This window comes from Spirosoma sp. 48-14, from assembly GCF_001898575.1.
Classification (GTDB): domain Bacteria; phylum Bacteroidota; class Bacteroidia; order Cytophagales; family Spirosomataceae; genus Spirosoma.
The window spans coordinates 1-25811 of sequence record NZ_MKUD01000028.1 but is presented as its reverse complement, the minus strand read 5'-3'; the positions used below and the strand labels follow the sequence as shown (position 1 = coordinate 25811).

Below are 25811 nucleotides of genomic sequence, written 5' to 3'. Positions count from 1 at the left end.
AAATACGGAATAATGGCGCTAATTGCCCACTACAGCTAGAAGCCGAATGGTATTGTTGTCGTAAATTGATTAATTGGGAATAGCTTGTTTATTGCCAGTCGTCGCGCAGAATACCATTCAGTTTTTCGTACGGAACTGTCACTTGAATGGGGCCAACCGCATAAGCCGCTATTTCATACGGATTGTAATAAAAAACCAGTCCTTCCCGGCTAGTGCCTATATTGGCAGGTAGAAAGAAGTGACCATCGCGCAAAAAATAGCCCTGTTCTTCCAGGCTAGTTTGGGGCAACAGGTGCTGCTGCTGCCGGAAAGCCGATTCCAGAACCCCAAGTAGAGCAGTCGTATCGGCAATCATATCGTTTAGCGTAAGTGTCCGGCCCGTTTCCCGGTCGAATGTATAAAAGGACAGGTTTGAGTTCGGATGTGCTCCTCCCGTATAGGCTCTGGTTTCGACCCGTACTGTTAATGCTCTGGGGCTAACATGCACCGTATCGGCACTGGTTTCCAATTCCCAGCATCCGCCCAGGCTTCCCATGTCTTTGCGCATCACTTCGTAGTCTTTGGCAAAAAGTGATGCGGCTTTTTCCAGGTTACTATGTACGTCGGGGTGGCTGGCAATGGTGGCACTGTCTAGCCAGTTGACTACACTGTTCACCGCCAGTAGTCGTAAACTATCGTTGATTTTGCGAGCGCCTTCCGTATCGTCTTTCAACTGGATATACGATACGGATACATCTACGCCCGTATTAGTTGTCGTGTCGCAGGGATTAGGGCTTCCGAGGGTATACTGCTGACGATCTAAGACTGGTGGATCGCTTTGGGTAGTATGGCAAGCGGCAAATGTGCTGGCTAAACCAGCCAGCAAAACGATATATAGGATAGGCTTCATGAAGCGTCAATGGCTAATCGAGAAAGCACTACGAACTCGTACCTGGTCTTTCGATTAACCATTCACGTTCAGGTAGCTGCTATTACAAACTTAACAAATCTTTAAACCGAATAGCCTGTCGGCGGCTAATTTCGATTTTATCGCCACCACGTAACGTAACCAGCAATCCACCACTGAACCAGGGCTCGATTTTTTCGATCCATTGAAGGTTAATAATATGTTTGCGGTTGGCCCGGAAGAAGGTGGTTGGGTTAAGCCTGTCTTCAAGTGCATTTAATGATTTGAGAACCAGTGGCTTCTGATCGTCGAAATAAAGCCGGACGTAGTTGCCCATCGACTCGAACAGGCGCACTTTGCCAAGTTTGACGAACCAGCATTTTTCGCCATCTTTCACAAATACCTGGTCATTTTCGCCCAGAATTTTTGTAGAGATACCTGCTGCCTGGCCCGTTGCCTCAGGAATATGCTGTTCTTCCTCAACCCGATGGATCGCTTCCGACAGCCGGGATAGTTCGACGGGTTTGAGGAGGTAATCGAGCGCATTGAACTCGAATGCTTTAATGGCATATTCGTCATAAGCCGTCGTAAAAATCACTTCAGGAGTTTTGCCTTCGATCGACTGGAGTAATTCAAAGCCGTTTTTTCCTGGCATCTGAATGTCCAGAAATAGGAGTTCGGGTTCCAGTTCTTCGATCATAGGCAAGGCTTCGTCCGCGTTGGCAGCTTCACCAATAATCTGAATCTTGGGGAAATTCTCGAGAAGCCTGCGGAGTTCGTTGCGGGCTAAGCGCTCGTCGTCAATAATAAGGGTCTTCATAGTTTAGAGGGGTAGGAGCCAGGAGTTGGGGGCGAGGATTGAGAATGCTGACGCAGGAAACGGCATTCTCAATCCTCGTTCCTAGCTTCTGGCTCCCAGTGGCTGTTTTTCACGTCGGAACATACCCTCCGACTGGGCAGGGATGGTAATTTCGGCACACACAATGGGCCCGTCGCCTTGGGTATCGTTTTCCTGATAAATCTTGAAGTGGGCTTCGTGGCCGTATAACAAATCAAGTCGCTGGGACGTATTGGCTAGTCCGAAGCCACCCGAAGCTTCTTTGTCGCCCAGAACGCCAGTATTGCGAATGGTAATATGCAACTTGTCGCTTTCCAGACTCGACCGAATATCAATGAATCCACCCCCAACGGCTTTTGAGACACCATGCTTGATCGCGTTTTCGACCAGCGTTTGCAACATCATGGGGGGAACCTGCCAGAAAAGAGTCCGGCTATCGAGGTCGATGTAGGATGTAAGCCGGTCTTCGTAGCGAACTTTTTCGAGCGATAGATAATCCTCTACGGTTTTGATTTCTTCGCGCAGTTCCACCGTTTTCCGTCGGTCGGCGAGTAGCGAGTTGCGAAGTAAATTGGACAACTGCGTAATGCCCTGCTGCGCTTTGGTTGGGTTTTCAAAAACCAGTGCCCGGATGCTGTTGAGGGCATTAAAGACGAAGTGCGGATTTAACTGCGAACGCAGGACTTTGGCTTCTGTTTCGCGCACACTGGTTTTGAGCAGTAGTTTCTCAATTTCGTCGTTCCGGTTCTGCTCAACGTAGTGGTAGGCTGTGTAAGAAAGAACCCAGGCTAGCATCGTTTTCCCCCATATGACCAGGTATCCAAAAATGTAATTGGGTTCGTTGACGAATATATCGGCGTATAATTCTTTATCGAATGGAATGTTTACCGCGCTCATAACTGCAGCAAGTACAATCACTGAGATGGCCACTCGTGGTACTAAGCGAATCAGCGGGAGTTTAACCCAGTTCCATCGTTTTATGATTAATCGATAGAGGTGCGTTAATGAAATGCCTAAAATAATATTTGCAATCCCTAACCAAAAGACTTCTTCGCCGAAAAGACCTTGTAACCAATAGCCGATCCACTCGACAATGATTACCAATGTCCAGCCGGCTATTTGGCAATACCAATATATTTTCTGTTTTGACATGCTCACTTCATTCTCCACTAATTACTGGACTATTGACGAATATACGTGTTTCAGAACAGAATTGGTTTCCGGCAATTATTAATGGAAATATACGTGGATTATCGGCCGATGATGATTGTTGACTGGTAACCACTAAAGTCAGGCAAATTCTTACTGGGTCAGCGCCAGCGACAGTAGGTGAGCCGTATCGTTGGCCTGCGTAATGGTAAACGTAGTTGATTCGTAATCGTAGAGAAGTTTGTACAGGCAGACGTTGCTGTGTTCAAACTGATCCATGTGTGAAAGGGGCTGGTTGGTGATCCAGCTAAGCAGAATACGCATCGCCCGACCATGCATGGCAACAAGAACCGTTTCTTCGTCGGGGTGAGACAGGATCACGTCGATGGCTTCTTTTTGACGGGCTGCTACCTGGTCTGGACTTTCGCCACCTTCGGTAGGCTGGTCCGTACGTCCCGATTCCCAGGCTTCGATGAGAGCACGGTAGTATTCATTATCCAGGTTGCCAGGGGCTTTGCCTTCCATAATGCCCCAGCTAATTTCGTTGAGGCCAGTGAGCTTTTCGTAGGGAATCCCCAGTTCAATAAATGGTTCGGCTGTCTGATACGTGCGTTTTAAGCCGGAGATGTAAATTTTCTGGAATGGCACATGCTGATACGCCAGAAAAAAAGCCATTGCCTGGGCACGGCCCATTTCGTTGAGATCCGCATCGACGCCACTTCCCTGAACGATACCGCGTCGGTTGAAGTCTGTTTCGCCATGGCGAATCAGATAAATTGTTTTTTGTGTCAAGCTGCCCCCTTGCCTATCGGCAATTTTTGTCAAATTTGAGCCGCAAAATTACGAAAAAACAGGTTATAAATTGTTTCAGATTTTAAGTTTTGGGTTACCACAGCTTAGTAAACCTGAAATCTTGACATTAAACCAAAACAACATGAAAGCTGGCTTTGATCTGAATGCACTCGATTTTATTCATAATGACTCTATCGCCAAACACCTTGGTATAGAATTCCTTGAAGCAGGTGAAGGATATCTAACCGCCCGAATGCCCGTCGATAAACGAACCCATCAGCCCTTTGGTATTCTTCATGGAGGAGCTTCCGTTGTACTGGCCGAGACATTGGGCAGTGTAGCATCTTATATGCTGCTGGACGATCCGGTAAAGCAACGGGCTGTTGGGCTGGAAATCAATGCCAATCATATTCGCTCCGTACGTGAAGGCTGGGTCTATGGTCGTTGTACTCCCATTCATGCCGGACGTACTACCCACGTTTGGGATATTCGAATTACTGACGAACACAATAAACTCGTTTGCGTGAGTCGGTTAACAGTAGCAGTGATTGGTGCATAAGGATACATGTTCAGCCATCAGAGCTTAAGTAGCTACAGTGGTTCCTAACAGGTAATTGTAGGCGGGGCTAAGTACTTATGGATGCCTTATACGTCTGTGCCTATGAGGAGTAAGGAGATTGCGTCATGAGGATTGGCTATTTCCATAGGGGAACGGTAGTCTCAACAGATTTAGGTTTTAGACGAAAATACAATGATTACACTTACTCAACATGAAGAAACGTTTCGAATCAGGAGTCGCTGGCTATGGTTGCACCGGTTTCTGTTTGGGCTTTTGGTCGCCCTTCTGTACATCCCTTATAAAGTGGCAACAAATGGTCAGGTTTACCCCGACCTGAGTCAGGCACCGATTTGGTTGGTACTGTTTGGATTTGTCTGGGTTATTTGTCTGGCTGAAGCCTGGAAACAAACCATAGTGGTCACGCTAGGCCCTTATCAATTTACTGTAAAAAAATGGACGCAATCTGCCCGACAGTTCCCTTACGACTCGATCGAAGGTTATCATGAATATTTGGATCAGGATAGGAGAGGCCCCTATCAGACGCTGGTGATTTATCTTCCTGAGGACTATTTCACGATCCGATCCATTGATTTTGAGGCTTATGAACAACTGAAAGCCCGGCTTACCGAGCATAAGGCCATAGTGCCCCGTAAACGGGTAATCACAAGGATAGAACGGAATCGGTTGCGTTGGCTGATTGGTAGTCTGAGTGTGCTGATTGTGGCCAACATTGTATACGGGTATCTGGCTCATAACCCCGAAACTAAGCAGCCCGCGCAACTAATATCCGTGACGAGCACACTGGATCGTATAAGACCGGATGCCGATCGGGGTATACTGAAAGGATTTACGATTCGACTAAGCAACTGGCCTGATTTTGAATTCTATATCAGCCGGAAAGCCTACGCGGATGATCTGCGTAGGTTGCAACAGGAAATTACTTTAAACCGATCGGTTCGGGTACTGATTCGGGACAGCGATTTCCGAAAGAAATTGCTAAAGACCGAACCACTGACGTTGGGCGATAAGTACGATAATTTCAAGCATATTCCAGTCTTCGGGGTTGAGCAGGTGAATGGTCTCCGGCTGCGGGCTGCCATAACTGCCCTGGAGCCTACCCACACTAAACCCGGACAGCGAACGGCTTTTTTAGGTGTACTGCTCCTTTTCTGCTGGGCAGGCTGGGTATACACAACTCAGACGAAAGTATTAGGCCGATCGTGATACACCACTCCGCTTAGTTTCCGTACCTTCGCGGTCCCAAAGGGTACAACAAGCTCATCAACTACACAATCCGTATGCAGCAGAAAATTCGTCGCGAAGATGCGCTCGATTACCACGCCAAAGGGCGCCCTGGTAAACTGGAAGTGATTCCTAGTAAAGAATACAACACCCAGCGCGACCTTTCGCTGGCTTATTCGCCGGGCGTAGCCGAACCTTGTCTGGCTATTGAAGCCAACCCCGACGACGCCTTTAAATACACGACCAAAGGCAATCTGGTGGCTGTTATCAGCAACGGAACGGCTGTGCTGGGGTTAGGCGATATAGGTGCTGCAGCCAGCAAGCCCGTTATGGAAGGCAAAGGGCTATTGTTCAAGATTTATGCCGACATCGATGTATTCGACATCGAGTTGAATACCAAGAATATCGACGAATTTGTTCGTACGGTTAAAATTCTGGAGCCCACCTTCGGGGGTGTTAATCTGGAAGACATCAAAGCACCGGAGTGTTTCGAGATTGAAGAACGGCTGAAGCGCGAGATGAACATTCCTGTCATGCACGACGACCAGCATGGCACCGCTATTGTGAGCGGTGCCGCGTTGCTGAATGCGCTGGAACTCGTTCATAAGTCCATCGAATCGGCGAAGTTCGTTATTCTGGGAGCGGGAGCCGCAGCTATATCCTGTGCTCGTCAGTACATCGCGTTGGGCGCTAAACACGAGAATATAGTCATGTTCGATGTGAATGGCCCATTGACAACCGATCGCACCGACCTGAGCGACATCATGCGCCCGTTTGCCACGTCTCGGCCTGTGAAGTCGCTGGCCGATGCATTCGCCGGAGCAGATGTGTTTGTCGGGCTATCGAAAGGTAACATTGTCAGTCAGGATCTGATTCGCTCAATGGCGCCGGATGCCATTGTATTCGCGATGGCAAACCCGAATCCTGAAATCAGTTATGACGATGCGATGGCCGCCCGACCCGATATTATTATGGCTACGGGCCGTTCTGATTACCCCAATCAGGTGAATAATGTACTTGGCTTTCCATACATATTCCGGGGGGCGCTGGATGTACGGGCCACCGAAATCAACGAAGCCATGAAACTGGCAGCCACCTATGCGCTGGCTGACCTGGCAAAAAAACCTGTGCCTGACTTGGTTAACCTGGCCTATGGTGAGTTGAATCTGATTTTTGGCCGAAATTATATCCTGCCTAAACCTGTTGATCCCCGTTTGCTGTCAACGGTGGCACCGGCAGTCGCTAAAGCAGCTATGGAGTCTGGTGTGGCGCGCCTACCAATTACCGACTGGGAAGGGTACGAGCAGCAGTTGGCGCGTCGGTTAGGGCAGGACAACCAGATCTCGAGGGTGATTCTGAGTAAAGCCAAGGCGAATCCGAAGCGGGTTGTCTTTGCCGATGCCGAAAACCTGAAAGTATTAAAAGCGGCTCAGCAGGTGCGCGATGAGGGAATTGCGTATCCTATATTACTCGGCGAGAAAGCCAAGATTGAACAGCTCATTCGCGAAAACAGCCTGGATTTGGGTGATACGCCCATTCTGGATCCACGGTCGCCAGAGCAGGAAGCACTCATTCAGCGATTTGGTGATCTGTTTTTTGAAAAGCGGAAACGCAAAGGAGTCAATCTGACCGAAGCGCGGAAAATGATGAACGTCCGCAATTACTTCGGCGCCATGATGGTCGAAACAGGCGAAGCCGATGCCTTGATTTCAGGCTTAACTCGCTCGTATCCAGATACGATTCGTCCGGCCTTACAGATCATTGGCAAAGAGTCCGGGGTTAAGAAAGTAGCGGGGATGTATATCCTGCTGACGAAACGGGGACCGCTGTTTTTCTCAGACACGACGGTTAATTTTAACCCTACGGCTGAAGAAATTGTCGAAATCACTGAATTAACGGCCCGGACGGTTGAGCGATTCAATATTAAACCGCGTATTGCCTTAGTTACGTACTCCAATTTTGGCAGTGCGAAGGGCGAAGACGCTGAAAAAATGAACCAGGCTGTCGAAATTTTGCAGAAAAAGCATCCTGATTTAGTCGTGGATGGCGAAATTCAGGCTCACCTGGCGTTCAATACGGAGTTACTCCAGCAGAATCATCCGTTCAGTAAGTTGGTGGGCGAGGGCGCCAATACGCTTATTTTTCCGAACCTGTCAGCCGCAAATATCGCCTATAACCTGATGAGTGAAGCGGCTGGGTTCGACGCGATTGGGCCTATTTTGCTGGGTATTCGTAAGCCCGTCTATGTATTGCAGTTGGGCTCCTCCGAACGTGAAATCGTCAATATGGTTGCCATCGCCGTTGTGGAGGCACAAGGAAAGTAAAGTACTAGAAGCGAGGAGCGAGGAACGAGAAGTGAGAATGCTGACGCACCTAAAAAAATATGCGTCAGCATTCTCACTTCTCGCTCCTCGCTCCTAATACTCATAATTATGTCACGTATCTTAACCGGTATTCAATCCAGCGGCCGACCGCATTTAGGCAATATTCTGGGGGCTATCAAACCTGCCATTGAGCTGTCGAAACAGCCTGATAATGAATCATTTTTGTTTATAGCTGATCTACATTCGCTGACAACCATCAAAGATGGCGATATGCGTCGGGAGTTTACGCGGGCGGTAGCCGCTACCTGGCTGGCGTTTGGGCTGGATACCGAAAAAAACACATTCTGGCGGCAATCGCGGGTGGCCGAACATACGGAGCTGGCCTGGCATCTGAGCTGTTTCACGCCCTTCCCGATGCTCAACAACGCCACCTCGTTTAAAGAGAAATCGGATCGGGCATTGTCGGGGGTGAATGCGGGGTTGTTTGTTTACCCGGTGTTGCAGGCAGCAGACATTGTGTTGTATGATGCAGAAATTATTCCGGTCGGTAAAGATCAGCGGCAGCACATCGAAATGACCCGCGACATCGCCAGCGCATTCAATCATCAGTATGGCGAAGAGGTATTCGTGCTGCCCGAAGCGCGTATCGACGATCGACTGATGACAATACCCGGTATCGATGGGGCTAAAATGAGTAAATCGTATAACAACTACATCGATATTTTCCTGCCTGAAAATGAGTTGTGGAAAGTCATTAAAAAGATCAAGTCGGACTCAACGCCTTTGGAAGACCCCAAAAATCCAGATACAGACATAACGTTTCAGTTGTATTCGCTATTGGCCTCTGATTCGCAGATTGCCGAAATGCGGAGCCTGTATGAGGGTGGAAATTATGGGTATGGCATGGCCAAAAAGGCGTTTTATGAATTGATCCTGAGTCAGTTCGCCACAGAGCGGGAGCGGTTCAATTACTACATGACAAACAACGATGCGCTGGAAGCTGAACTAAAAGCTGGTGAAGAAAAAGCGCGCTTAGTGGCTCGTCGGACCATTGAACGGGTACGCAAAAAGCTGGGATTCTATTAAAAAAGACCAAAAAGCTACCGTTAACTCATGTGATTTGGAGTTAGTGTTTCTGTTTGGTTAGATTCAGTCCATTAATAGGTAAACCATTCATAAACTCACTCCATACTATGCATGTTCAATCCAATTCTGTAAAACTAAATCAGCGCGAAACACAGTTTGTGCAATTGGCCTGCTCTGAACTGACCTATGTTCAAATTGCTGATCAAATGTGTGTCAGCCCTCGCACCGTAGATGGGTACCGTGAATCATTGTTCGATCGGCTACAGGTAAAAAGCCGGGTTGGCCTGGCATTATGGGCTGTACGCACGGGTATTGTGGCGTTATAAGAAAAGAAAGTGTTTTAATAAAAAGCTATTTCTGAAAAGCACCTTCCAGTTGGTGTTTCAGAAATAGCTTTTTTTTGGGGGTAGCGTTTAAAGCCGCCACTTATCGTAGTTGTAAAGTAAGGTTACTTCTTTTATGCGATGGCGAGTCTGTTATCAGCTGTCTTTTCTTAATCTGAACTACATTGAACTGGCTGAATTCCTAGATATAATTCCCGGTTTTAGGGGCAAAAAGCAAAACCATGCTCGGTTTGGCTCTCTCACCAAAGCTCTATCACAACTATTTTGTCTGTCACTGAAATAGTATTGTTCGGTTTTAGGAATAAATATTGAACAGGCTGGTAGTTGGGTAGAAAATAATTAACTCCGCTTTTTTAGTTGATCGTTGATCGATCTGTTTCCTGTTATCACGACAGGCAAAGCGGCAATCTGGTAGTAGCCAACACTGCTCTGCCTGCGTTTGCCCGATTCCACCATAGTTCCCAACTCGTCACTAAATCGGTCTTTTCGATGAAAACGCATGTACAAACTCAGGCCAGCCTGGATTTACTGTACTGGCAACAGCTACAAGGGGGTAGTGAATTGGGCTTGAAAAAACTCATCGAGCGTTATTTCAATGCATTGCAGAACTATGGCTACAAATTCGTGCGGGATGAGGATTTTGTAAAAGACTGTGTTCAGGAAGTATTTATCGAAATCTGGAGCCGTCGGGCGCGTGTTAGTACGCCGGAAAGTGTTCGGGCTTATCTGCTGGGGTCGGTACGGAAACGGGTGTTACGGGAAGGATTTCGACAGCGAATCAATCGGGATGATGAATCCACCGATCTCGAAAATGATCTGACCTTTGTCGAGTTCTCTCCCGAGTGGTCCGTAATCGAACAGGAAAGTCTGGCAGAAACTACGCAGCGCATTTCAGATTCGTTGAATCAGTTGCCCAAACGGCAGCGTGAGGTCATTTATCTGCGTTATTATCAAAATCTGGATCGGGACGAAATTGCTGAAATCATGGGCGTCAATCCGCAGTCGGTTTCGAACTTGTTGCAGGCTGCCTTTAAGACTTTTCGGGAAAACTGGGCTGGCGCTGTGTTGCTGGCAGCCTGGCTGGGCGACGTAACGTTCTGAAAAAAGCCTTAATTGATGAGTATCCCAATGGCTGAACTGCCATCTGTTTACAACAGGCCACCAAACCCATAGGATGTAAATAGGTCACTAATCCAGTTTCGATCCGGTCAGCGGGTCAGTTCCACCCAATATTCTCTCATGAAAAACGCCCATTATCGAGACTATAGCGTTGATGACTTCACGCAGGACGAACTGTTCCGGGACTGGGTAATCAATCGTAACAGCCTGAGTGAAGTGTTTTGGTTGGAATGGCTGGCCGAAAATGTGGACTGTACTGATAAAGTGCAATTGGCCAGGGCATTTTTGCTGTCCCTTGAAGAAAAAGATACGGGTCTGTCGCCAATGGAGCTGGAAGATATCTTTACCAGAATCGTTCAGGATAGTCAGCCGATTGTCATTCCTTTCTGGCAAAGGCCTACTTTTCGCGTAGCCGCTGCAATTTTGCTGATGCTGGGTATGGGCTACGCTGCCTTTACCTATGTATGGAAACCAAATACCGGGCAACTTACCCATCAGGCCCCGGCTTCACTGGACGATATCAGCCCAGCCCTGGTGAGTGATGTTGTCGACATTACCAACGAAACTACTCAGCCACGCACACTAATCTTACAGGACAGTAGCCGCATCGTCCTGTATCCAAAAGGAAAACTGCGGTATCCAAAGCAGTTCGATAAGGCTAAGCGCGAAGTGTACCTGACCGGACAGGCTTTCTTTTCAGTAAAACGAAATCCGAAGAAACCGTTCTGGGTGTATACCGATCAGATTTCGACTCAGGTTTTAGGAACCAGTTTCCTGGTAACAGCCGATGCCAGCCACGCAAAAGTAGCTGTTCATTCGGGTCGAGTTTCGGTGTATATGCGCAAGGATGTACAGCACGAACAGAAGCCCGGAAAGCATGAGTCGGCCGGTGTTGTGCTGACACCCAACCAGCAGGTATTGTTCTCGACGACCGAAAAACGGCTGGTAAAATCGGTAGTCGAAAAGCCTATTGTGATCCAGAAAGTACCGGTAAACGATTATATTTTTGACGAGGCTCCCGTTACCGAAGTGTTCACTCTCCTCGAGAAAACGTACGGATTACCCGTAGTTTATGATGCCTCGAGTTTGGAAAACTGCTACCTGACGGCCAACCTGACGGGCGAATCCCTCTTTGACAAACTCAACCTGATTTGTAAAATTACCCGCTCTTCGTACGAACTGGTTGATGGCCAGATTGTCATTTATAGTAAAGGGTGTGAAAAGTAAATGATTGATAGTAAGGGTATTATAGTGATGTAGTAAATTTTTTCTAAAAATAATCACAAAAAAACAGTATCTACCCCTCGTTGCCGCTATCCATGAGCAAACCCCTTATATCTCATGGATCGATGTTCTAGAAATTTACTTCCCTTTCAGGAGCTTATGAAACTCTCGGTTATTCAGTTGCTGATAACCATCCTGTTCATGGGTGCAACCTATGCACACCATGCACATGGACAGGAAGTGCTCAACCAGCGCATCACACTGAAAACCGAAAAAACGAATCTGAAGAAGGCACTGGTCACGCTGGAGCGATCGACTGAAGTACTCTTTGTCTACAATCCCAGAGAGATTCCGGTGAATCAGAAAGTTACGCTGGACTCCCGCTACGCTACGTTGAAAGAAGCCCTCAATGAGCTGTTGACGCCATTGAACATTCGGTATGAAGTGGCCGGAAAACAGATTATACTGTTTAAAAATGACGGCCAGAGTGCCAGCCCATCCGTGAGCCCATTGAACCCTGCTGAATTGCTGGCCGATTTGACAATATCGGGTACTGTGACCGATGAAAAAGGAGAAGGGTTGCCTGGGGTGAGCGTACTGGTAAAAGGGACCCAACGGGGAACGTCGACCAATACGGAGGGGAAATACCAGATTGCCGTGCCAGATGAATCGGCGGTATTGGTTTTCAGTTTTGTCGGTTTTCAAACCCAGGAGTTGATGGTCGAAAAGCGCAGCCGAATCGACATCACACTCAAAACCGACAACAAGAATCTGGACGAAGTGGTGGTAGTGGGGTATGGTACCGTTAAAAAAAGTGACCTGACCGGGGCGGTAGCCAAAGTAGGAGAAGCCAACATCAAAGCTACGCCAATCCCTTCGCTCGACAGGGCTATGCAGGGCCGGGCAGCTGGGGTACAGGTCATTACCAATTCGGCCCGTCCGGGCGGCAGTGCTACCATTCGTATTCGGGGGTCTGGGTCGGTTAACGCCAGTAATGATCCACTCTACGTCATCGATGGGTTTCCAACAGGGAACCTGAACTCCATCAACACCGACGATATTGAAAGTATTGAAGTGCTGAAAGATGCTTCGGCAACCGCTATTTACGGTTCGCGTGGCTCGAATGGCGTTGTTCTGGTCACGACCAAGCGGGGCAAAGCCGGTAAAACGGTTATCAGCTACGATGGCTATTATGGGGTTCAATCGGTACGTCGTACGATTCCGTTGCTAAACGCGCAGCAATTTGCCGATTTTGTCAACGAAGCGCGGGTGAATGGAGGGGCCAAGCCTTATTTCGATGGCTCTACCGCCGACCAGCCCCTGCCGACTACGCTGGGAGCAGGTACCGACTGGCAATCCTTAATTTTTCAGAAAGCCCCTATTCAAAGTCACCAGATTTCGGCATCGGGTGGTTCGGATAAATCCCGGTATGCGGTTTCGTTTGGCTATTACGACCAGCAGGGAATTATTCTCAATTCGAACTTTAAACGATACACCCTACGCGCCAACCTCGACAATAACCTGACCTCGCGCTTGAAAGCGGGGCTGACGATGCAGGGGGCGTTTACTACAGGCAACAATGCCAAAACAGAAGTGGATGGTAACAATGGGGGTGGGGTAACCAGTGCTGCGCTGAGTTATGCGCCTAATTTCCCGGTTTACAATGCCGACGGAAGTTACTACAAAAACACGGGAGCACTGAATGGCTATGGGGTTGATAATCCGTTAGCTGTTGCGAACGAAATCACGAATACGGCCACTACGATTCGATTACTGGCCAACTCGTTCTTGGATTATACCATTATCGACGGCCTGAATTTTCGGGCGAGCTTCGGAGCTGATCTCCAGAATACAAAAACCAATTATTACGCAACCCGACTTACCACTGCCGGTGCCACGTTGGGAGGAAGTGCTTCGGTGGGGAATACGCAAAGTATTGGCTGGCTGAACGAGAATACGTTGAATTACACCCGGCAACTGGCTCCTCGTCACAGTCTTAATGCTTTACTGGGCTACACCATTCAGGGCCTTGCCATCGAAACCGTTGGCGCCAACGCCAATACCTTTTCCGACGATTTTGCCGAGTTTAACAACCTGGGAGCGGGTTCATCGCTGGTAGCACCGAGTTCGGGGTCCAGCGACTGGCGGCTGATTTCCTACATTGCCAGGGTCAATTATGGTTTCGATGACCGATTCCTGCTGACGCTGACAGGGCGTCGGGATGGCTCCAGCCGATTCGGGCCAAACCGGAAATTTGGTTTTTTCCCTTCGGGAGCGCTGGCCTGGAAATTGGCTAATGAGAAATGGATGAAAAATATGACGGCCATTTCTGATGCCAAGTTACGGCTGAGCTATGGCTTGTCGGGCAATCAGGAAATTGGGAATTACCAGTATCTGGCCAATATCAGTTCAAACGCTTACATTCTGGGTGGCGCGCTCAACACGGGCGCTGCAACAGCCGGTGTTGCCAATCCAGATCTTCGTTGGGAGAAAAATGCGCAGTTCGACGCAGGGGTTGATTTCGGACTGCTCAACAACCGCATTCAGGTAACGGCCGATTACTACATCAAGACTACCTCCGACCTGTTGTTTAGAGTTGGGATTCCAACCTCGTCGGGCTTTTCGACAACACTTAAGAATATCGGAAGTGTCCAGAATAAAGGATTTGAACTTTCCCTGAATACGATCAATGTCGATCGGGGCGGCTTCCGCTGGACATCGGAGTTCAACATCACCTTTAACCAGAACAAAATCCTGACCCTCGATGGGCGACAGCAGTTTACCACCGGCACCGATGCCCAGATCTTTAATACGACGGTCAACCCAATCCTGTTGAAAGTAGGAAGTCCACTGGGTAATTTCTACGGACGCGTGACGGACGGTATTTTTCAGAATCAGGCCGAAATTGATGCATCGGCCCAAAAAGGCAGCGCCAAACCTGGCGACATCCGCTACAAAGACCTGAATGGCGACGGGGTCATCAACGATAATGATCGCGATATTATTGGTAATTCAAATCCGAAGTCGTTTGGTGGGTTCAATAACACCTTTTCGTACAAAGGGTTCGACCTGAATGTGTTTGTTCAGGGTACGTACGGGAATCAGATTCTCAATTACGGTAATTTCGATTTGCTCAACCTGACCGGCGGGAATAATCAATCGGCTCGTGTACTGGACCGCTGGACACCTACAAACCCCAGCAACGAAATACCCAGGGCCAACAGCGCCGGTGGTTCGCGGATTCTATCGAGCTTCCAGGTTGAAGATGGCTCCTACTTACGCGTCAAAAATATCTCGCTGGGCTATACAATCCCCAAAACGCTGCTCAGCCGCCTGTCGATGACCTCAGCCCGAATTTATGTGACAGCGCAGAACTGGTTTACCATCACAAAATACTCGGGCTACGACCCTGAAGTGAACCGGTATGGGAGTTCGTCGCTGAGCCAGGGGCTGGACTATGGTGCGTATCCGGCTGCTAAAACGGTACTGGTCGGCTTGAATCTGAAATTTTAACCCACTGCCTAGCCATGAAATTCAAATTCCTAGCCCCTGTTGTGGCGCTTTTTCTGACGGCCTGCGAAAACCAGCTGGACCTTTCGCCCGTTACCAATCTGACCAACGTCACCTATTACAAAACCGCCGACGATGCCAAAGCGGCCCTGGGTGCCTGTTACGCCCAAATTGGCGGTACCGATCCGTTTCTGGACCTGGTGACAACCGATGATGCCATTCCTTTTCTGACCGGATCGGCCGACCGCCCTCTGCTTTGGCGGTATAACATTACGCCCTCCAATACGTTCGTGTCGCAATTTTCGGGTGCTTACAACGGCATCAACCGATCCAATATTGTGATTAATCGGTTGCCTGGTATTTCGATGGATGAATCGTTGAAAAGCCGGTACATCGCCGAAGCGAAATTTTTGCGGGCCCTGCATTATTTCAACCTGGTTCGTCTGTATGGCGATGTTCCCATTGTAACCACCGAAACGACATCGCTGGAAGGGCTGGGCGTTACCCGGCAGCCAGTCGATAAGGTGTATGAACTGATTGAAGCCGATTTGAAAGATGCGGAAACAGTACTGCCTAAAAGCTACCCCGCCAGTGAATCGGGCCGGGCTACGCTGGGAGCTGCCAAAGGTATTCTGGCCAAAGTGTATCTGACACGTGCCGGTACTACGGCCGGTTCACCGTATTGGGCGCAGGCAGCTGCTAAAGCCAAGGAAGTGATGGACCTCGGTGTACATGATCTGTATGCCAATTTTGCCGATGCATTTGCCCTGACCGCACGGGGAGGGAAAGAGAATATCTTTGAGATTCAGTACCTGACCGATGTGAAAGGACATGGTGACGGGCGCGGGTATGGGGTTCGCTCAGCGCCTATTTATCCGGGTACGGGTTCGGGAATCGCCCGACCTACGGCCCAGCTATACAACCTGTATTCGGATAAGGACACGCGCAAAGCGGTTACGTTCCTGACCTCGTACGTATACAATGGTGTAACGACCAATCTGTCTATTTCAGATCCCGATTTCACCAAGGCTATATCGTTTCAGAAACTGTGGGATAAAACGTCCAAAGTGGCTGGTGGAGAAGGTACCAGTAAGCCCATTCTGCGCTATTCTGATGTACTGCTGATGTTTGCAGAAGCCACAAACGAAGCCAACAAAAACCCTACGGCCGATGCCTATGCGGCTGTGAACAAGGTCAGAACGCGGGCGGGTCTTGAGCCCTTGGCAGGACTGACCTATCAGCAGTTTAAAGAAGCCGTCTGGCTGGAACGTCGTCTGGAACTGGTTTTCGAGAACAACCGTCGCTTTGATCTGCTTCGAACCGGGCGTCTGCTCGATGCCGTAAAAGCCGAGACCAGTTTCGCCCGAAACCCAACCATTCAGCCCTTTCATGTCTTGATGCCCATTCCGCAGAGCGACATGGACGCCAACCCAAATCTGATACAAAATCCTGGTTATTAATACATCTCGTCATTCCGCTGTCATTGGCTGTGCGTCAACTGGTTGTTATTGATTGGGTTGCAGCCGTTACAGAACAACTACTGCCGACAGGCGACAAGTAAATGCCGTAATGCAAACGATTAAAAACGATGGCAAACCGAAGAGATTTTCTTAAACAGACCCCTGCCCTTATTGGTCTTCTGACAAGCCTTCCAGCCCTGGCGCAAGCTGCCGGAAACAACCTGGCTGCTAAAAAATCGATCATCCTGCGTTCGTCCTGGCAAACGGTCAACATTGGCGACATTGGTCATACGCCCGGTGTATTGGCCTTGCTGGAAAAATACCTGCCCGATGTTGAGGTGCGCTTGTGGCCTTCCAGCGTGGACAATGGCGTAGATGAACTACTACGTCGACGCTTTCCGAAGGTGCCTATCATCAAAACACCGGAGGAAATTGCCCTAGCGATGAAAGAATGCGTGTTTTTGCTGCATGGTTCTGGCCCTTCGCTGGTGGCTCGCAACGACGTAAAGCGATGGGATAAAGAAACGGGCAAGCCTTTTGGCGTTTACGGGATTACGTTTCCTGGCGTCTATAGTAACGATCCCAAAGCAGCGGTGACCCCCAATCCCGTCGATGTAGAGTTACTGAGTAAAGCCCGTTTTGCTCTTTTTCGCGATTCGGTTTCGCTGGAGTTTGCCAAAACGAACGGCGTAACGAGTCCCGTTATGGAGTTTTGCCCGGATGGAGCGTTTGGAGTGGATTTGCGAAACGACCAGGCCGCCACAACCTTCATGAAAGAACATGGCCTGGAAGAGGGGAAATTCATGTGCGTTATTCCACGCACTCGCTTTACGCCGTATTGGGAAATCCCGGCCAAGAAAACCCCCTTCGACGAGAAACGGGATGCCCGAAACAAGGAAATGCGCGAACACGATAACGCACCACTCCGCGAAGCGATTATTGCCGTTGTACGCCAGACACCGATGAAAGTTCTGATTTGTCCGGAAGATGAAACGCAGGTGAAACTGGGTAAGGAAATTCTGCTGGATAAACTCCCCGATGATGTCAAAGCGAAAGTGGTCTGGCGCGATCATTACTGGCTAACAGACGAGGCTGTGAGTACCTATATTCGTTCGGCGGGGCTGTTCGGCTTAGAAATGCACTCACCCATTATGTGTATCGGCAACGGTATACCCGCCATTGTGGGTCGGTTTTTCGAGCAAACCAGCAAAGGGTTTATGTGGCGGGATATTGGCCTGGGCGACTGGCTCTTCGACATGGATAATGAAAAGGACATCGCTCGTTATGCGCCGACCGTACTGGCGATGGCTAAAGACCCTAAGGCGGCCAAAGCGAAGGCGGCCAAAGCCCGCAAATTCGTGGAGCAACGCCAGCGCGAAACCATGGGTTTAGTGAAAAAGAACGTAACGGCCGTCTGATCCATGCAAGACCGTAGAACGTTTCTGACTCAATTCCCGGCTTGGGTTGGATTACTGGCACATGTTCCGGCAATGGCTCAAGGAATGGCAACTGGCACGCGCGAGAAAAAATCAATTATTCTTCGCTCGTCCTGGCAAACCGAAAACATTGGCGACATTGGTCACACGCCTGGTGTATTGACCTTACTGGAAAAATACCTGCCCGATGTTGAGGTGCGCTTGTGGCCTTCCAATGTTGCGAATGGAGTAGAGGAGATGCTGCGAAAGCGCTTTCCGGCCGTACCTATTATTCGAACCCCCGAAGAAATTAGCCGTGCCTTCGCGGAGTGCGTGTTTTTGCTGCATGGTTCCGGCCCTTCGCTGGTGGCTCGGAAAGACGTAGAACGCTGGGTGAAAGAAACAGGTAAGCCTTATGGTATTTACGGGATTACGTTCCCCGGCGTTTACGGATTTCCCGAAGAGCGACAGCAGGTAAACCCAGTTGATATTAACCTGTTGACCCACGCTACATTCGCCTATTTCCGGGATTCGGTTTCGCTGGAGTTCGCCAAACAAAAAGGCGTTCGCTGTCCCATTATGGAATTTTGCCCCGATGGTGCGTTTGCGGTCGATGTGAAAAATGACGAAGCGGCTACCGCTTTTCTGAACGAACATGGTCTGGAAACGGGTAAGTTTTTATGTGCTATTCCACAGTATCGATTTACACCCTGGTGGGAGCTTCCCAGTAAAAAACAGGTGCCCAACGAGGTCCGGCGAGCCTACAATGACAAAATGAAAGAGCAGGACAATGCGCCCATCCGCGAAGCGATCATTGCCGTTGTTCGACAGACGCCTATGAAGGTGTTACTAATTCCTGAAAACGAAACCCAGGTTCGGATTGGGAAAGAAATGCTCTACGATCCGCTCCCCGACGATGTTAAAGCGAAGGTAGTCTGGCGCGATCATTACTGGCTGACCGACGAAGCCGTCAGTACCTACATTCGCTCGGCAGGGCTGTTCGGGCTTGAGATGCACTCACCCATTATGTGCATTGCCAACGGTATTCCGGCTATTGTCTGCCGGTTTGATGAGCAAACGAGTAAAGGCTATATGTGGCGGGATATTGGTCTGAACGACTGGTTGTTTGATATGGATACGCCGAAGGATGTGGCCGGGATTGTGCCTGCTGTTCTGGCGATGGCGAAAGATCCTAAAGCTGCTCAACGGAAGGTGGCTAAGGCCCGTAAATTCGTAGAGCAACGCCAGCGTGACACCATGAGTGTGTTAAAGAAAAACGTATGGTCAGCTTAACGCGCTGGTCTTATTGCGTGAGATGCACTAATAAAACCTAATGAATTGGTAGCTGAACTATTTTTTGTTTGTATTCTTTTTAAATGTTAAATATCTATAAAACAGGTATTTATTAACACTTCTTAACAGGTGCATTGAGCAAAATAAACGGATAAGCCCTGTAGTTTTGGCGAGTTCTTACACAAAATTCATGTGGCTAAATCTACCGTTTTATGCGCTCTTTCAAACGACTGAATCGGCTTACGGGCTGGCTCGTATTCGCCATTGCTCTGGTAACCTATACCATGACCGTCGAACGGACGGCCAGTTTCTGGGACTGCGGTGAGTTCATTGCTTCTTCGTTTAAACTTCAGATACCTCATCCACCTGGCGCACCATTGTTTCTTATGCTGGGCCGGATTTTCTCCATGCTATCGCTTGGAGAGGTAACGCGAGTGGCCTACTGGATCAATATGGTGTCGGTCGTTGCTAGTGCCTTCACGATTCTGTTTCTTTTTTGGACAATTAGCTTGCTAACCCAAAAGCTGCTAGCCTCCCGAAACACCAGTCAACCCACCGGCGAGTATAGCCCTGTCGATAGCGCGTTGATTGTTGGCACCAGCGCCGTGGGGGCATTGGCATACGCTTTCTCCGATACGTTCTGGTTCTCCGCCGTTGAAGCTGAAGTGTATGGTATGTCTTCATTTTTTACGGCTATTGTGGTATGGGCTAGTTTCAAATGGGAGCGTATTGACGATGAAGCAACAGCCAATCGCTGGCTTATCCTGATTGCCTATCTGGTAGGGCTGTCGATTGGGGTTCACTTGCTCAATCTGGTCATTTTACCGGCACTAACCCTCCTGTACTACTTCCGCAAAAGGGCCACCCCAACGTTCTGGGGCGGGCTATTGGCAATGGGTGCCGGGTTGGTGATGCTGGGAATGATCAATGCCGCTATTCCTGGGCTTCCGGCCATGGCTTTTGTGGTTGAGCGATTTTTTGTTAACACAATAGGGCTACCCTTCAACTCCGGTACGATTTTCTTTACGTTGGGAGTATCTGGAGCGTTGGCCTACGCTATTGCCTGGTCTATACGTCGGCAAAAGGTGGTGTTGAATACATCACTGCTAGCCATTGCTTTCCTTCTCATTGGCTACACTTCATACATGCAAGTGCTGGTTCGGGCAGGCTTCAATCCACCGATCAATGAAAACGATCCCAGCGATATCCTAAAATTTCGGGCGTATCAGAATCGGGAGCAGTATGAAAGCCGCTCATTGCTTTACGGTCCTATTTTTACGGCACACCCTATCGGCTCAAAAAAGGGTGCCCCCATCTGGAAGCGCGATAAGGATCAGTACGTCATTGTCGATTACTACCCCGAATACATATACGCTCCCGGCGATGAAATGCTGTTTCCCCGCATTTATAGTACGCACCTCAACCATCCTCAATTGTATCGGCAGATGCTGGGGCTGGCCGAGGGGCAGAAGCCAACCATGAAAGATAATTTGAAGTTTCTGTTTACTTATCAGCTCAATCATATGTGGTGGCGCTATCTGATGTGGAATTTTGCCGGGCGTGAAAGCGACGTGGAAGGCGCTAATTATCTGCTCCCCTGGTCGTCGAATCAGAACCTGCCCGACTTATTAAAAACCAACAAAGCCCACGATAACTTTTACATGCTTCCGTTTCTGCTAGCTCTGTTGGGTATGGTGGTTCAGTTCCGGTATCGTCGCCACGATTTTTTTACGGTTGGCGTGCTCTTTCTACTGACGGGTGTTGCGCTCCAGGTATTCCTGAATTCGCCCCCATCCGAACCCCGCGAACGCGACTATATATACGTTGGGTCTTTCTACTTCTTTGCTATCTGGCTTGGTCTGGGCGTGGTGGCCATTTTCGACTTTATCCGTGTGTTTATCGCACGTTTTCAGTCCCAAGCCTTTCGTTACGAGTTGGTATTGGGTATGTGCCTGCTGATTCCAGTCATGATGTGTGTTAAAAGCTGGGATAATCACAATCGGGATCACCGCTTTCACTCAGTCGATTTTGCCAAAAATATGCTCAATTCATGCGCTTACAATGGCATTCTGTTTACCGAAGGCGACAACGATACGTTCCCTCTCTGGTACGTCCAGGAAGTAGAGGGCTTTCGACGCGACGTACGGGTTTGCAATCTGAGTCTGTTGGGGACCGAATGGTATATTCAGCAGATGAAGCGGAAAACCTATGAGTCAGATGCTGTTCCGATGTCGTTGGAGTTCGATCAATTTAGCAAAGGCAAAAATGATTTTGTGCCGTTCTACGAGATTGCAGGGGTAAAAAATGGAATCGATCTGAAACAATACATCAATCTGGTAAAAGCGAACAGTCCGGCCATTCAGGTGCCCTTGACGACGGGGGAGATGACTACTATTTTACCTTCATCGGTGCTGTTTCTACCCATCGATAAGCAAGGGGTTGATCAGGCGAAATTCGTTCCGACTTCGCTACGCCCACTCCTGAAAGACACCATGCAATGGACAATTGGTGAAAAAGACCTGTTTAAACCAGAGTTGATTATGCTCGATATGATTGCCACTAACAATTGGAAACGGCCCATTTATTTTTCCAGTACGCTGGCCACTGAGCATTATCTGAACCTGAAAAGCTACATGCAATTGGAGGGATATGCTTATCGGTTGATGCCGGTAGCGGTACCAGGAGCCACAGACGGCTATGTCAACTCCGAAGTGATGTATGACACCATGATGCACAAGACGTTCTGGCGTGAGTTTGCTAACCCTGGTGTGTACTATGATGAAACCTACAAAGGTCCCCCCGTTATTTCAGCTCGCCTGGCGTTCCTTCGGCTGACGGACCAGCTTTTGCGCGAAGGAAAACTTGATAAAGCGCGGCAGGTGTTGAATTATTCGCTGCAGGTGATGCCCGACAATAGCATTCCCTACGACCAGATATCAGCGAACTATGTGCCATGTCTGTTTGCGGTAAACGACTCTAAAAAAGCCTTATCACTTGCGGATACAATGGCTCATCGTGCCGATCAGAATTTAACGTATGCCAAAACGAGCCAGAGCACATTCAGTAACCCTAACAGCGACTTATATGTGCTGCAAACGATAGTTGAGGCCTGTAAACAGGCAAATCAGCCTGTTGCCATGGCAAAGTACGATGCTATTTTTCAGAAGCATCTTCAGGCTTTTAATTAGGGTGTTCAATCAGATGGGCATCACGAGGAAAAGCAGCTCCATCAACCTGTGTGAGCGAGTAATCTGAACTCGTTTCGTTATTGGTGGATTTGAAGCTCTTCAATCCTCTAAACCCTTGAAGGGTAGCTTGTTAAGGTTCGCCTTCAAGTGGTTTAGAGGATTGGTAGATTTATTTGAAAGCGTCGAAAAGAAAACGTAAACGGATTCAACATAAAAACCTCTTTTTGCAGGATAGATAAGTGCTCATTCAGGAGGTTATGCGTAGGGGTAATCCAGTTACTTACCCATCTATCTAACTGTTAGGATGCGGCCAAATGTTTAATTGAAAATCGGATTCATATATGCCTCTACAAATGGAGTCAAGTAGAGGGGCCCTACAGGCCGTTGAATGGATTCACAGCTACAAAAAAACAACCCAGTCGAATTGACTGGGTGTTGTTCGCTCTCCTAATGATAAAGCCTTCCCACTCTATCATACTACTTTGACTTAGAAGTAGTAAAAAGTAACAAAAAGTTAAGCTATTAATCTTATGATGACCATTAGGTTTGCTACTTAAAGGCCAAATCAATACGCTATAAAACCAAAACGTGATGCTTTATCAGTAGTGGAGCTACATCTATTTGTTCCGAATGGTCTGATGACCGCCCCCCCCAATAGGGCAGCTTAACCCTCATTTCGGCTTTTTTGTGCTTGTTCCTTGTTTCCTTTTTTTATCAAGCGTTTGCGATGAAACCTTTTTTTGTTGATTCTTAGCCGAAGTTGTTGGTTTTTTTGACCGATTTCGATTCTTAGTTTTTGCCTTTGGTACTCTCTGTACTATGTCAATGTCATTTGTATCTGCCGCCATAATTTGTTCAGAATCGTCTTCATGGTGTAAACTAATTGGGTCGGGTTTGGGGGCAACGTAGTATTTCATAGCTTCAGGCATCTCTCTTTGCAAATCCCGAACCCGACGTTCGTCGGATGGGTGCGTACTCATAAATTCGGGAGGCTTTTGCCCACCATCACTAGCCATACGTTGCCAGAAGACAACAGCTTGTTGGGGATCGTAACCTGCCATGGCCATAAAAATTAGACCGAGGTGGTCAGCTTCCGACTCATGCGCCCGGCTATGCGGAAGGGCTAATCCGTAACGGTACCCTATCCCTACAGCCTGTAACAACAGCAGATTTGCCTGCCGTTTTTTTTCAGGCGAGTAAGCATTAATAAGAATTTGCCCACTCTCCATGAGTCCATTGGCAAGTAACGCTTCACTCAGACGCTCTGCACCATGAGCAGCAATGGCATGAGCAATTTCGTGGCCCATTACCGTTGCTATACCTGATTCGTTTTGGGTATAGGGTAAAATCCCGGTATAAAACACTACCTTTCCACCGGGCAAACAGGTGGCATTAACATCCTTTTTGTCAATGAGATTAAATTCCCATTGAAACCCCTTGATTCGATCACCATAGCCGTTGCGGTTGAGGTAATTTTCCATAGACACTCGTAGCCGATTGCCCACTCGCTGAATCATCTGGTAATTAGAGCCGCTACTAATCACCTGACTCCTGTTCAACTCTTCTCTGTACTGACCAGCACTCAGTGCGAGCAGCTCATTACTATCAACCATGATAAACTGCTTGCGACCTGTGAGCGGGACGCGCTGACAAGCTATCACCAAGCAAATAATTAGTAGTAAATGTGATTTTTTCATCGCTTAGAGAGGAATGAACCGCTACGTTTAGTGCTTTATATTTTTATTCCTACTAAGCCTGCATAGGTAACAGGTACAAGAAAATAATTTTACTCTACTAGGGTGGGTGTGGAGTTTGCACGGTTAGCCGATACCCACCTCCTCAAAGTAGCTGTTCTTACGGGTGCCTTATCGTCCGGAACACCGAAATGGAAGTCCACGAATTTCCCACCCCATGTTTTCAATTTTTTATTTTCCTTCAAGGGGCGTTTCTCAGGTCACACGAAATATGCCGAACTGATCTCTAGGACCCGCTGCCTATCAGTTTGAACCTGGAAATGGGAGCACTACCTGGTCTGTTTACCCAATATCTATGAGGGCTAATGGTCAGCAGTTATCCATAGATTGAGTCCTGTTAGAGCGTCAAATTGGTGTTCAATTTCAGAAAACGGTGGTATGCCTGAGTCAAACTGTATCTTGTATGTTATAAGCCCCATACTACTATAAAAAGGATTTTTTGAAGGGGGAATTCTATTAAATTGTCGGTCTTTAGAAGCGTTTACCTTGTCGCACGCTAGGTAGCAAATTCACTCTTTTGATACTCTCGCCGGTGCATTCCTCGTGTCGGCTGGAGCGACCTGACGAGCTTAAACCGCCCTGTTACGGGAAATGCCGCCTGTTACGCGCGATCCCACCACTACGTTACATGCTGTTCTCTCCACCCAACACCCCTGAGGGTTGATGGATGAGGAAGCTACGTAAAACTACGAACGTAACCCCAACCTTTACACCCTTATTTGGATGTGCTGTAAGTTTATAACACACTGATAATCAACAATCATAAACTTACAGCTTTTCGGGGGTTTGTTCGCCAGAACACGGTGGTGGTTGGGCTGCAAACTTTCTTAACAGGCGAGCGTCCTGTCACAGGTAAGCGACCCTAGCCGAAGCTAATAGCTCAGAACCACTTTTAAAAGCTCGGCATTTTCAAAGATTGAATCTACAAGCTCTGTTGTGTCAGTGGCCGACAAATGGGAATGTCCTATGCCGACTAATTGGGCATTTATACCCTCAGTTGGTTTTATAAAAGTTGAGTAAGCATGGTCTACCAACCCACTGACATATTTTTTGCCAGCCCCTAACCCAACCAACTTATCTTCCACAAAAGAATTAATGTCGGCCGGTTCAAGAAAATACATCATTCTCCCAAGGCCGAAGCAGTAGCCATAGAAGGTCATCCCAAAAACGCTGAACAATAACTCGTTATTTAAATCCCATCTTTTATCAGAAACTATCTTATTGAATACCTGCCCAGCCTGTTCTTTAAAGGATAAAAGCAGTTGATTCGTGGTTTCAGATTGGGGTTTATCTGATTCAGACTTGCCAAAAAGGTTTTTGAGAAAACTCATGTATTTGTGCAATTGGTTTGATAGTACTTTTCTTGGTTATTTATTCAGACGTATCCTTTGTCGGACACTACGTGGCACATGTACTTTTGGGTTATCATAACCGGAGCGATTCTCGTGTCGACCGAGGCTGACTAACGAGCCAAAGCCGCCCAGCTACGGGGCGTGCCTCTTGTCGCACGCGAGCCAGACTTTGAAGCACTATCTGTTTGGCTGTTCACCCAACCGTTAGATTTGGGTGCTGTAACAAAACCAAGATCAGATTTTGTCGCAAAAGGCAAAATCAATAGCTTTCAAGGG

The 25811-nt window shown here is 48.3% G+C and carries 18 protein-coding genes; 12 read left to right on the top strand and 6 right to left on the bottom strand.

Going from position 1 to position 25811, the window contains the following annotated elements; all coding sequences use genetic code 11:
* Positions 1 to 88 precede the first annotated feature (88 nt).
* The 4 genes from BGO59_RS16280 to BGO59_RS16265 form a co-directional block, all read right to left on the bottom strand.
* Positions 89 to 889 carry a DUF3298 and DUF4163 domain-containing protein gene (locus tag BGO59_RS16280; RefSeq protein ID WP_293684687.1) on the bottom strand — a complete coding sequence of 267 codons (801 nt, stop codon included), beginning with the start codon at positions 887 to 889 and terminating at the stop codon, positions 89 to 91.
* Between the two features lie 82 nt (positions 890 to 971).
* Positions 972 to 1706, bottom strand: coding sequence for a response regulator (locus BGO59_RS16275; RefSeq protein ID WP_293684686.1), 735 nt, complete (start codon positions 1704 to 1706; stop codon positions 972 to 974).
* 81 nt (positions 1707 to 1787) lie between these two features.
* Positions 1788 to 2876, bottom strand: a complete 1089-nt coding sequence (locus BGO59_RS16270) for a sensor histidine kinase (RefSeq protein WP_293684685.1) — start codon at positions 2874 to 2876, stop codon at positions 1788 to 1790.
* A 150-nt stretch (positions 2877 to 3026) separates the two neighbouring features.
* Positions 3027 to 3665: a histidine phosphatase family protein gene (locus BGO59_RS16265; protein ID WP_293684684.1), complete on the bottom strand. Its 639-nt coding sequence runs from the start codon at positions 3663 to 3665 to the stop codon at positions 3027 to 3029.
* A 142-nt stretch (positions 3666 to 3807) separates the two neighbouring features.
* On the opposite strand from BGO59_RS16265, the gene BGO59_RS16260 reads away from it, so the two are divergent.
* The 12 genes from BGO59_RS16260 to BGO59_RS16205 all read left to right on the top strand — a co-directional run bounded on the left by BGO59_RS16260 (position 3808) and on the right by BGO59_RS16205 (position 22429).
* Positions 3808 to 4224 (top strand): hotdog fold thioesterase, encoded by a 417-nt coding sequence (locus BGO59_RS16260; RefSeq protein WP_293684683.1) that lies wholly within the window; start codon positions 3808 to 3810, stop codon positions 4222 to 4224.
* A 192-nt stretch (positions 4225 to 4416) separates the two neighbouring features.
* Complete coding sequence (locus BGO59_RS16255; protein WP_293684682.1) at positions 4417 to 5448, top strand: hypothetical protein; 1032 nt, start codon at positions 4417 to 4419, stop codon at positions 5446 to 5448.
* Positions 5449 to 5522: 74 nt separating this feature from the next.
* Complete coding sequence (locus BGO59_RS16250) at positions 5523 to 7790, top strand: NADP-dependent malic enzyme (RefSeq protein ID WP_293684681.1); 2268 nt, start codon at positions 5523 to 5525, stop codon at positions 7788 to 7790.
* Between the two features lie 108 nt (positions 7791 to 7898).
* Entirely contained in the window at positions 7899 to 8876 is a 978-nt protein-coding gene (gene trpS / locus BGO59_RS16245) for a tryptophan--tRNA ligase (RefSeq protein ID WP_293684680.1), read from the top strand.
* Between the two features lie 107 nt (positions 8877 to 8983).
* Complete coding sequence (locus tag BGO59_RS16240; protein ID WP_293684679.1) at positions 8984 to 9202, top strand: LuxR C-terminal-related transcriptional regulator; 219 nt, start codon at positions 8984 to 8986, stop codon at positions 9200 to 9202.
* A gap of 507 nt (positions 9203 to 9709) precedes the next feature.
* Complete coding sequence (locus tag BGO59_RS16235) at positions 9710 to 10321, top strand: sigma-70 family RNA polymerase sigma factor (RefSeq protein ID WP_293684678.1); 612 nt, start codon at positions 9710 to 9712, stop codon at positions 10319 to 10321.
* Positions 10322 to 10459: 138 nt separating this feature from the next.
* A complete protein-coding gene (locus BGO59_RS16230; RefSeq protein WP_293684677.1) occupies positions 10460 to 11566 on the top strand; it encodes a FecR family protein in 1107 nt (368 codons plus the stop codon).
* Positions 11567 to 11680: 114 nt separating this feature from the next.
* A complete protein-coding gene (locus BGO59_RS16225; RefSeq protein ID WP_293684676.1) occupies positions 11681 to 15076 on the top strand; it encodes a TonB-dependent receptor in 3396 nt (1131 codons plus the stop codon).
* Between the two features lie 14 nt (positions 15077 to 15090).
* The gene (locus BGO59_RS16220) at positions 15091 to 16533 is read left to right on the top strand and encodes a RagB/SusD family nutrient uptake outer membrane protein (RefSeq protein WP_293684675.1); all 1443 of its coding nucleotides are present in this window, start codon (positions 15091 to 15093) and stop codon (positions 16531 to 16533) included.
* A gap of 128 nt (positions 16534 to 16661) precedes the next feature.
* Positions 16662 to 17951 carry a polysaccharide pyruvyl transferase family protein gene (locus tag BGO59_RS16215; RefSeq protein WP_293684674.1) on the top strand — a complete coding sequence of 430 codons (1290 nt, stop codon included), beginning with the start codon at positions 16662 to 16664 and terminating at the stop codon, positions 17949 to 17951.
* Between the two features lie 3 nt (positions 17952 to 17954).
* Positions 17955 to 19241, top strand: a complete 1287-nt coding sequence (locus BGO59_RS16210) for a polysaccharide pyruvyl transferase family protein (protein ID WP_293684673.1) — start codon at positions 17955 to 17957, stop codon at positions 19239 to 19241.
* Between the two features lie 212 nt (positions 19242 to 19453).
* Positions 19454 to 22429 carry a DUF2723 domain-containing protein gene (locus BGO59_RS16205; protein WP_293684672.1) on the top strand — a complete coding sequence of 992 codons (2976 nt, stop codon included), beginning with the start codon at positions 19454 to 19456 and terminating at the stop codon, positions 22427 to 22429.
* 671 nt (positions 22430 to 23100) lie between these two features.
* On the opposite strand, the gene BGO59_RS16200 is transcribed toward BGO59_RS16205, so the two are convergent.
* Together BGO59_RS16200 and BGO59_RS16195 are read right to left on the bottom strand one after the other, a co-directional pair.
* The gene (locus BGO59_RS16200) at positions 23101 to 24126 is read right to left on the bottom strand and encodes a M48 family metalloprotease (protein WP_366937056.1); all 1026 of its coding nucleotides are present in this window, start codon (positions 24124 to 24126) and stop codon (positions 23101 to 23103) included.
* A 929-nt stretch (positions 24127 to 25055) separates the two neighbouring features.
* Positions 25056 to 25514 carry a hypothetical protein gene (locus tag BGO59_RS16195; protein WP_293684671.1) on the bottom strand — a complete coding sequence of 153 codons (459 nt, stop codon included), beginning with the start codon at positions 25512 to 25514 and terminating at the stop codon, positions 25056 to 25058.
* Positions 25515 to 25811 lie beyond the last annotated feature (297 nt).

Excerpts from the sequence above, each read along its gene's own strand:
- BGO59_RS16280 (WP_293684687.1), bottom strand. The coding sequence starts at position 889 with ATGAAGCCTATCCTATATATCGTTTTGCTGGCTGGTTTAGCCAGCACA.
- BGO59_RS16275 (WP_293684686.1), bottom strand. The coding sequence starts at position 1,706 with ATGAAGACCCTTATTATTGACGACGAGCGCTTAGCCCGCAACGAACTC.
- BGO59_RS16270 (WP_293684685.1), bottom strand. The coding sequence starts at position 2,876 with ATGTCAAAACAGAAAATATATTGGTATTGCCAAATAGCCGGCTGGACA.
- BGO59_RS16260 (WP_293684683.1), top strand. The coding sequence starts at position 3,808 with ATGAAAGCTGGCTTTGATCTGAATGCACTCGATTTTATTCATAATGAC.
- BGO59_RS16255 (WP_293684682.1), top strand. The coding sequence starts at position 4,417 with ATGATTACACTTACTCAACATGAAGAAACGTTTCGAATCAGGAGTCGC.
- BGO59_RS16250 (WP_293684681.1), top strand. The coding sequence starts at position 5,523 with ATGCAGCAGAAAATTCGTCGCGAAGATGCGCTCGATTACCACGCCAAA.
- trpS (WP_293684680.1), top strand. The coding sequence starts at position 7,899 with ATGTCACGTATCTTAACCGGTATTCAATCCAGCGGCCGACCGCATTTA.
- BGO59_RS16240 (WP_293684679.1), top strand. The coding sequence starts at position 8,984 with ATGCATGTTCAATCCAATTCTGTAAAACTAAATCAGCGCGAAACACAG.
- BGO59_RS16235 (WP_293684678.1), top strand. The coding sequence starts at position 9,710 with ATGAAAACGCATGTACAAACTCAGGCCAGCCTGGATTTACTGTACTGG.
- BGO59_RS16230 (WP_293684677.1), top strand. The coding sequence starts at position 10,460 with ATGAAAAACGCCCATTATCGAGACTATAGCGTTGATGACTTCACGCAG.
- BGO59_RS16225 (WP_293684676.1), top strand. The coding sequence starts at position 11,681 with ATGGATCGATGTTCTAGAAATTTACTTCCCTTTCAGGAGCTTATGAAA.
- BGO59_RS16220 (WP_293684675.1), top strand. The coding sequence starts at position 15,091 with ATGAAATTCAAATTCCTAGCCCCTGTTGTGGCGCTTTTTCTGACGGCC.
- BGO59_RS16215 (WP_293684674.1), top strand. The coding sequence starts at position 16,662 with ATGGCAAACCGAAGAGATTTTCTTAAACAGACCCCTGCCCTTATTGGT.
- BGO59_RS16210 (WP_293684673.1), top strand. The coding sequence starts at position 17,955 with ATGCAAGACCGTAGAACGTTTCTGACTCAATTCCCGGCTTGGGTTGGA.
- BGO59_RS16205 (WP_293684672.1), top strand. The coding sequence starts at position 19,454 with ATGCGCTCTTTCAAACGACTGAATCGGCTTACGGGCTGGCTCGTATTC.
- BGO59_RS16200 (WP_366937056.1), bottom strand. The coding sequence starts at position 24,126 with ATGAAAAAATCACATTTACTACTAATTATTTGCTTGGTGATAGCTTGT.
- BGO59_RS16195 (WP_293684671.1), bottom strand. The coding sequence starts at position 25,514 with ATGAGTTTTCTCAAAAACCTTTTTGGCAAGTCTGAATCAGATAAACCC.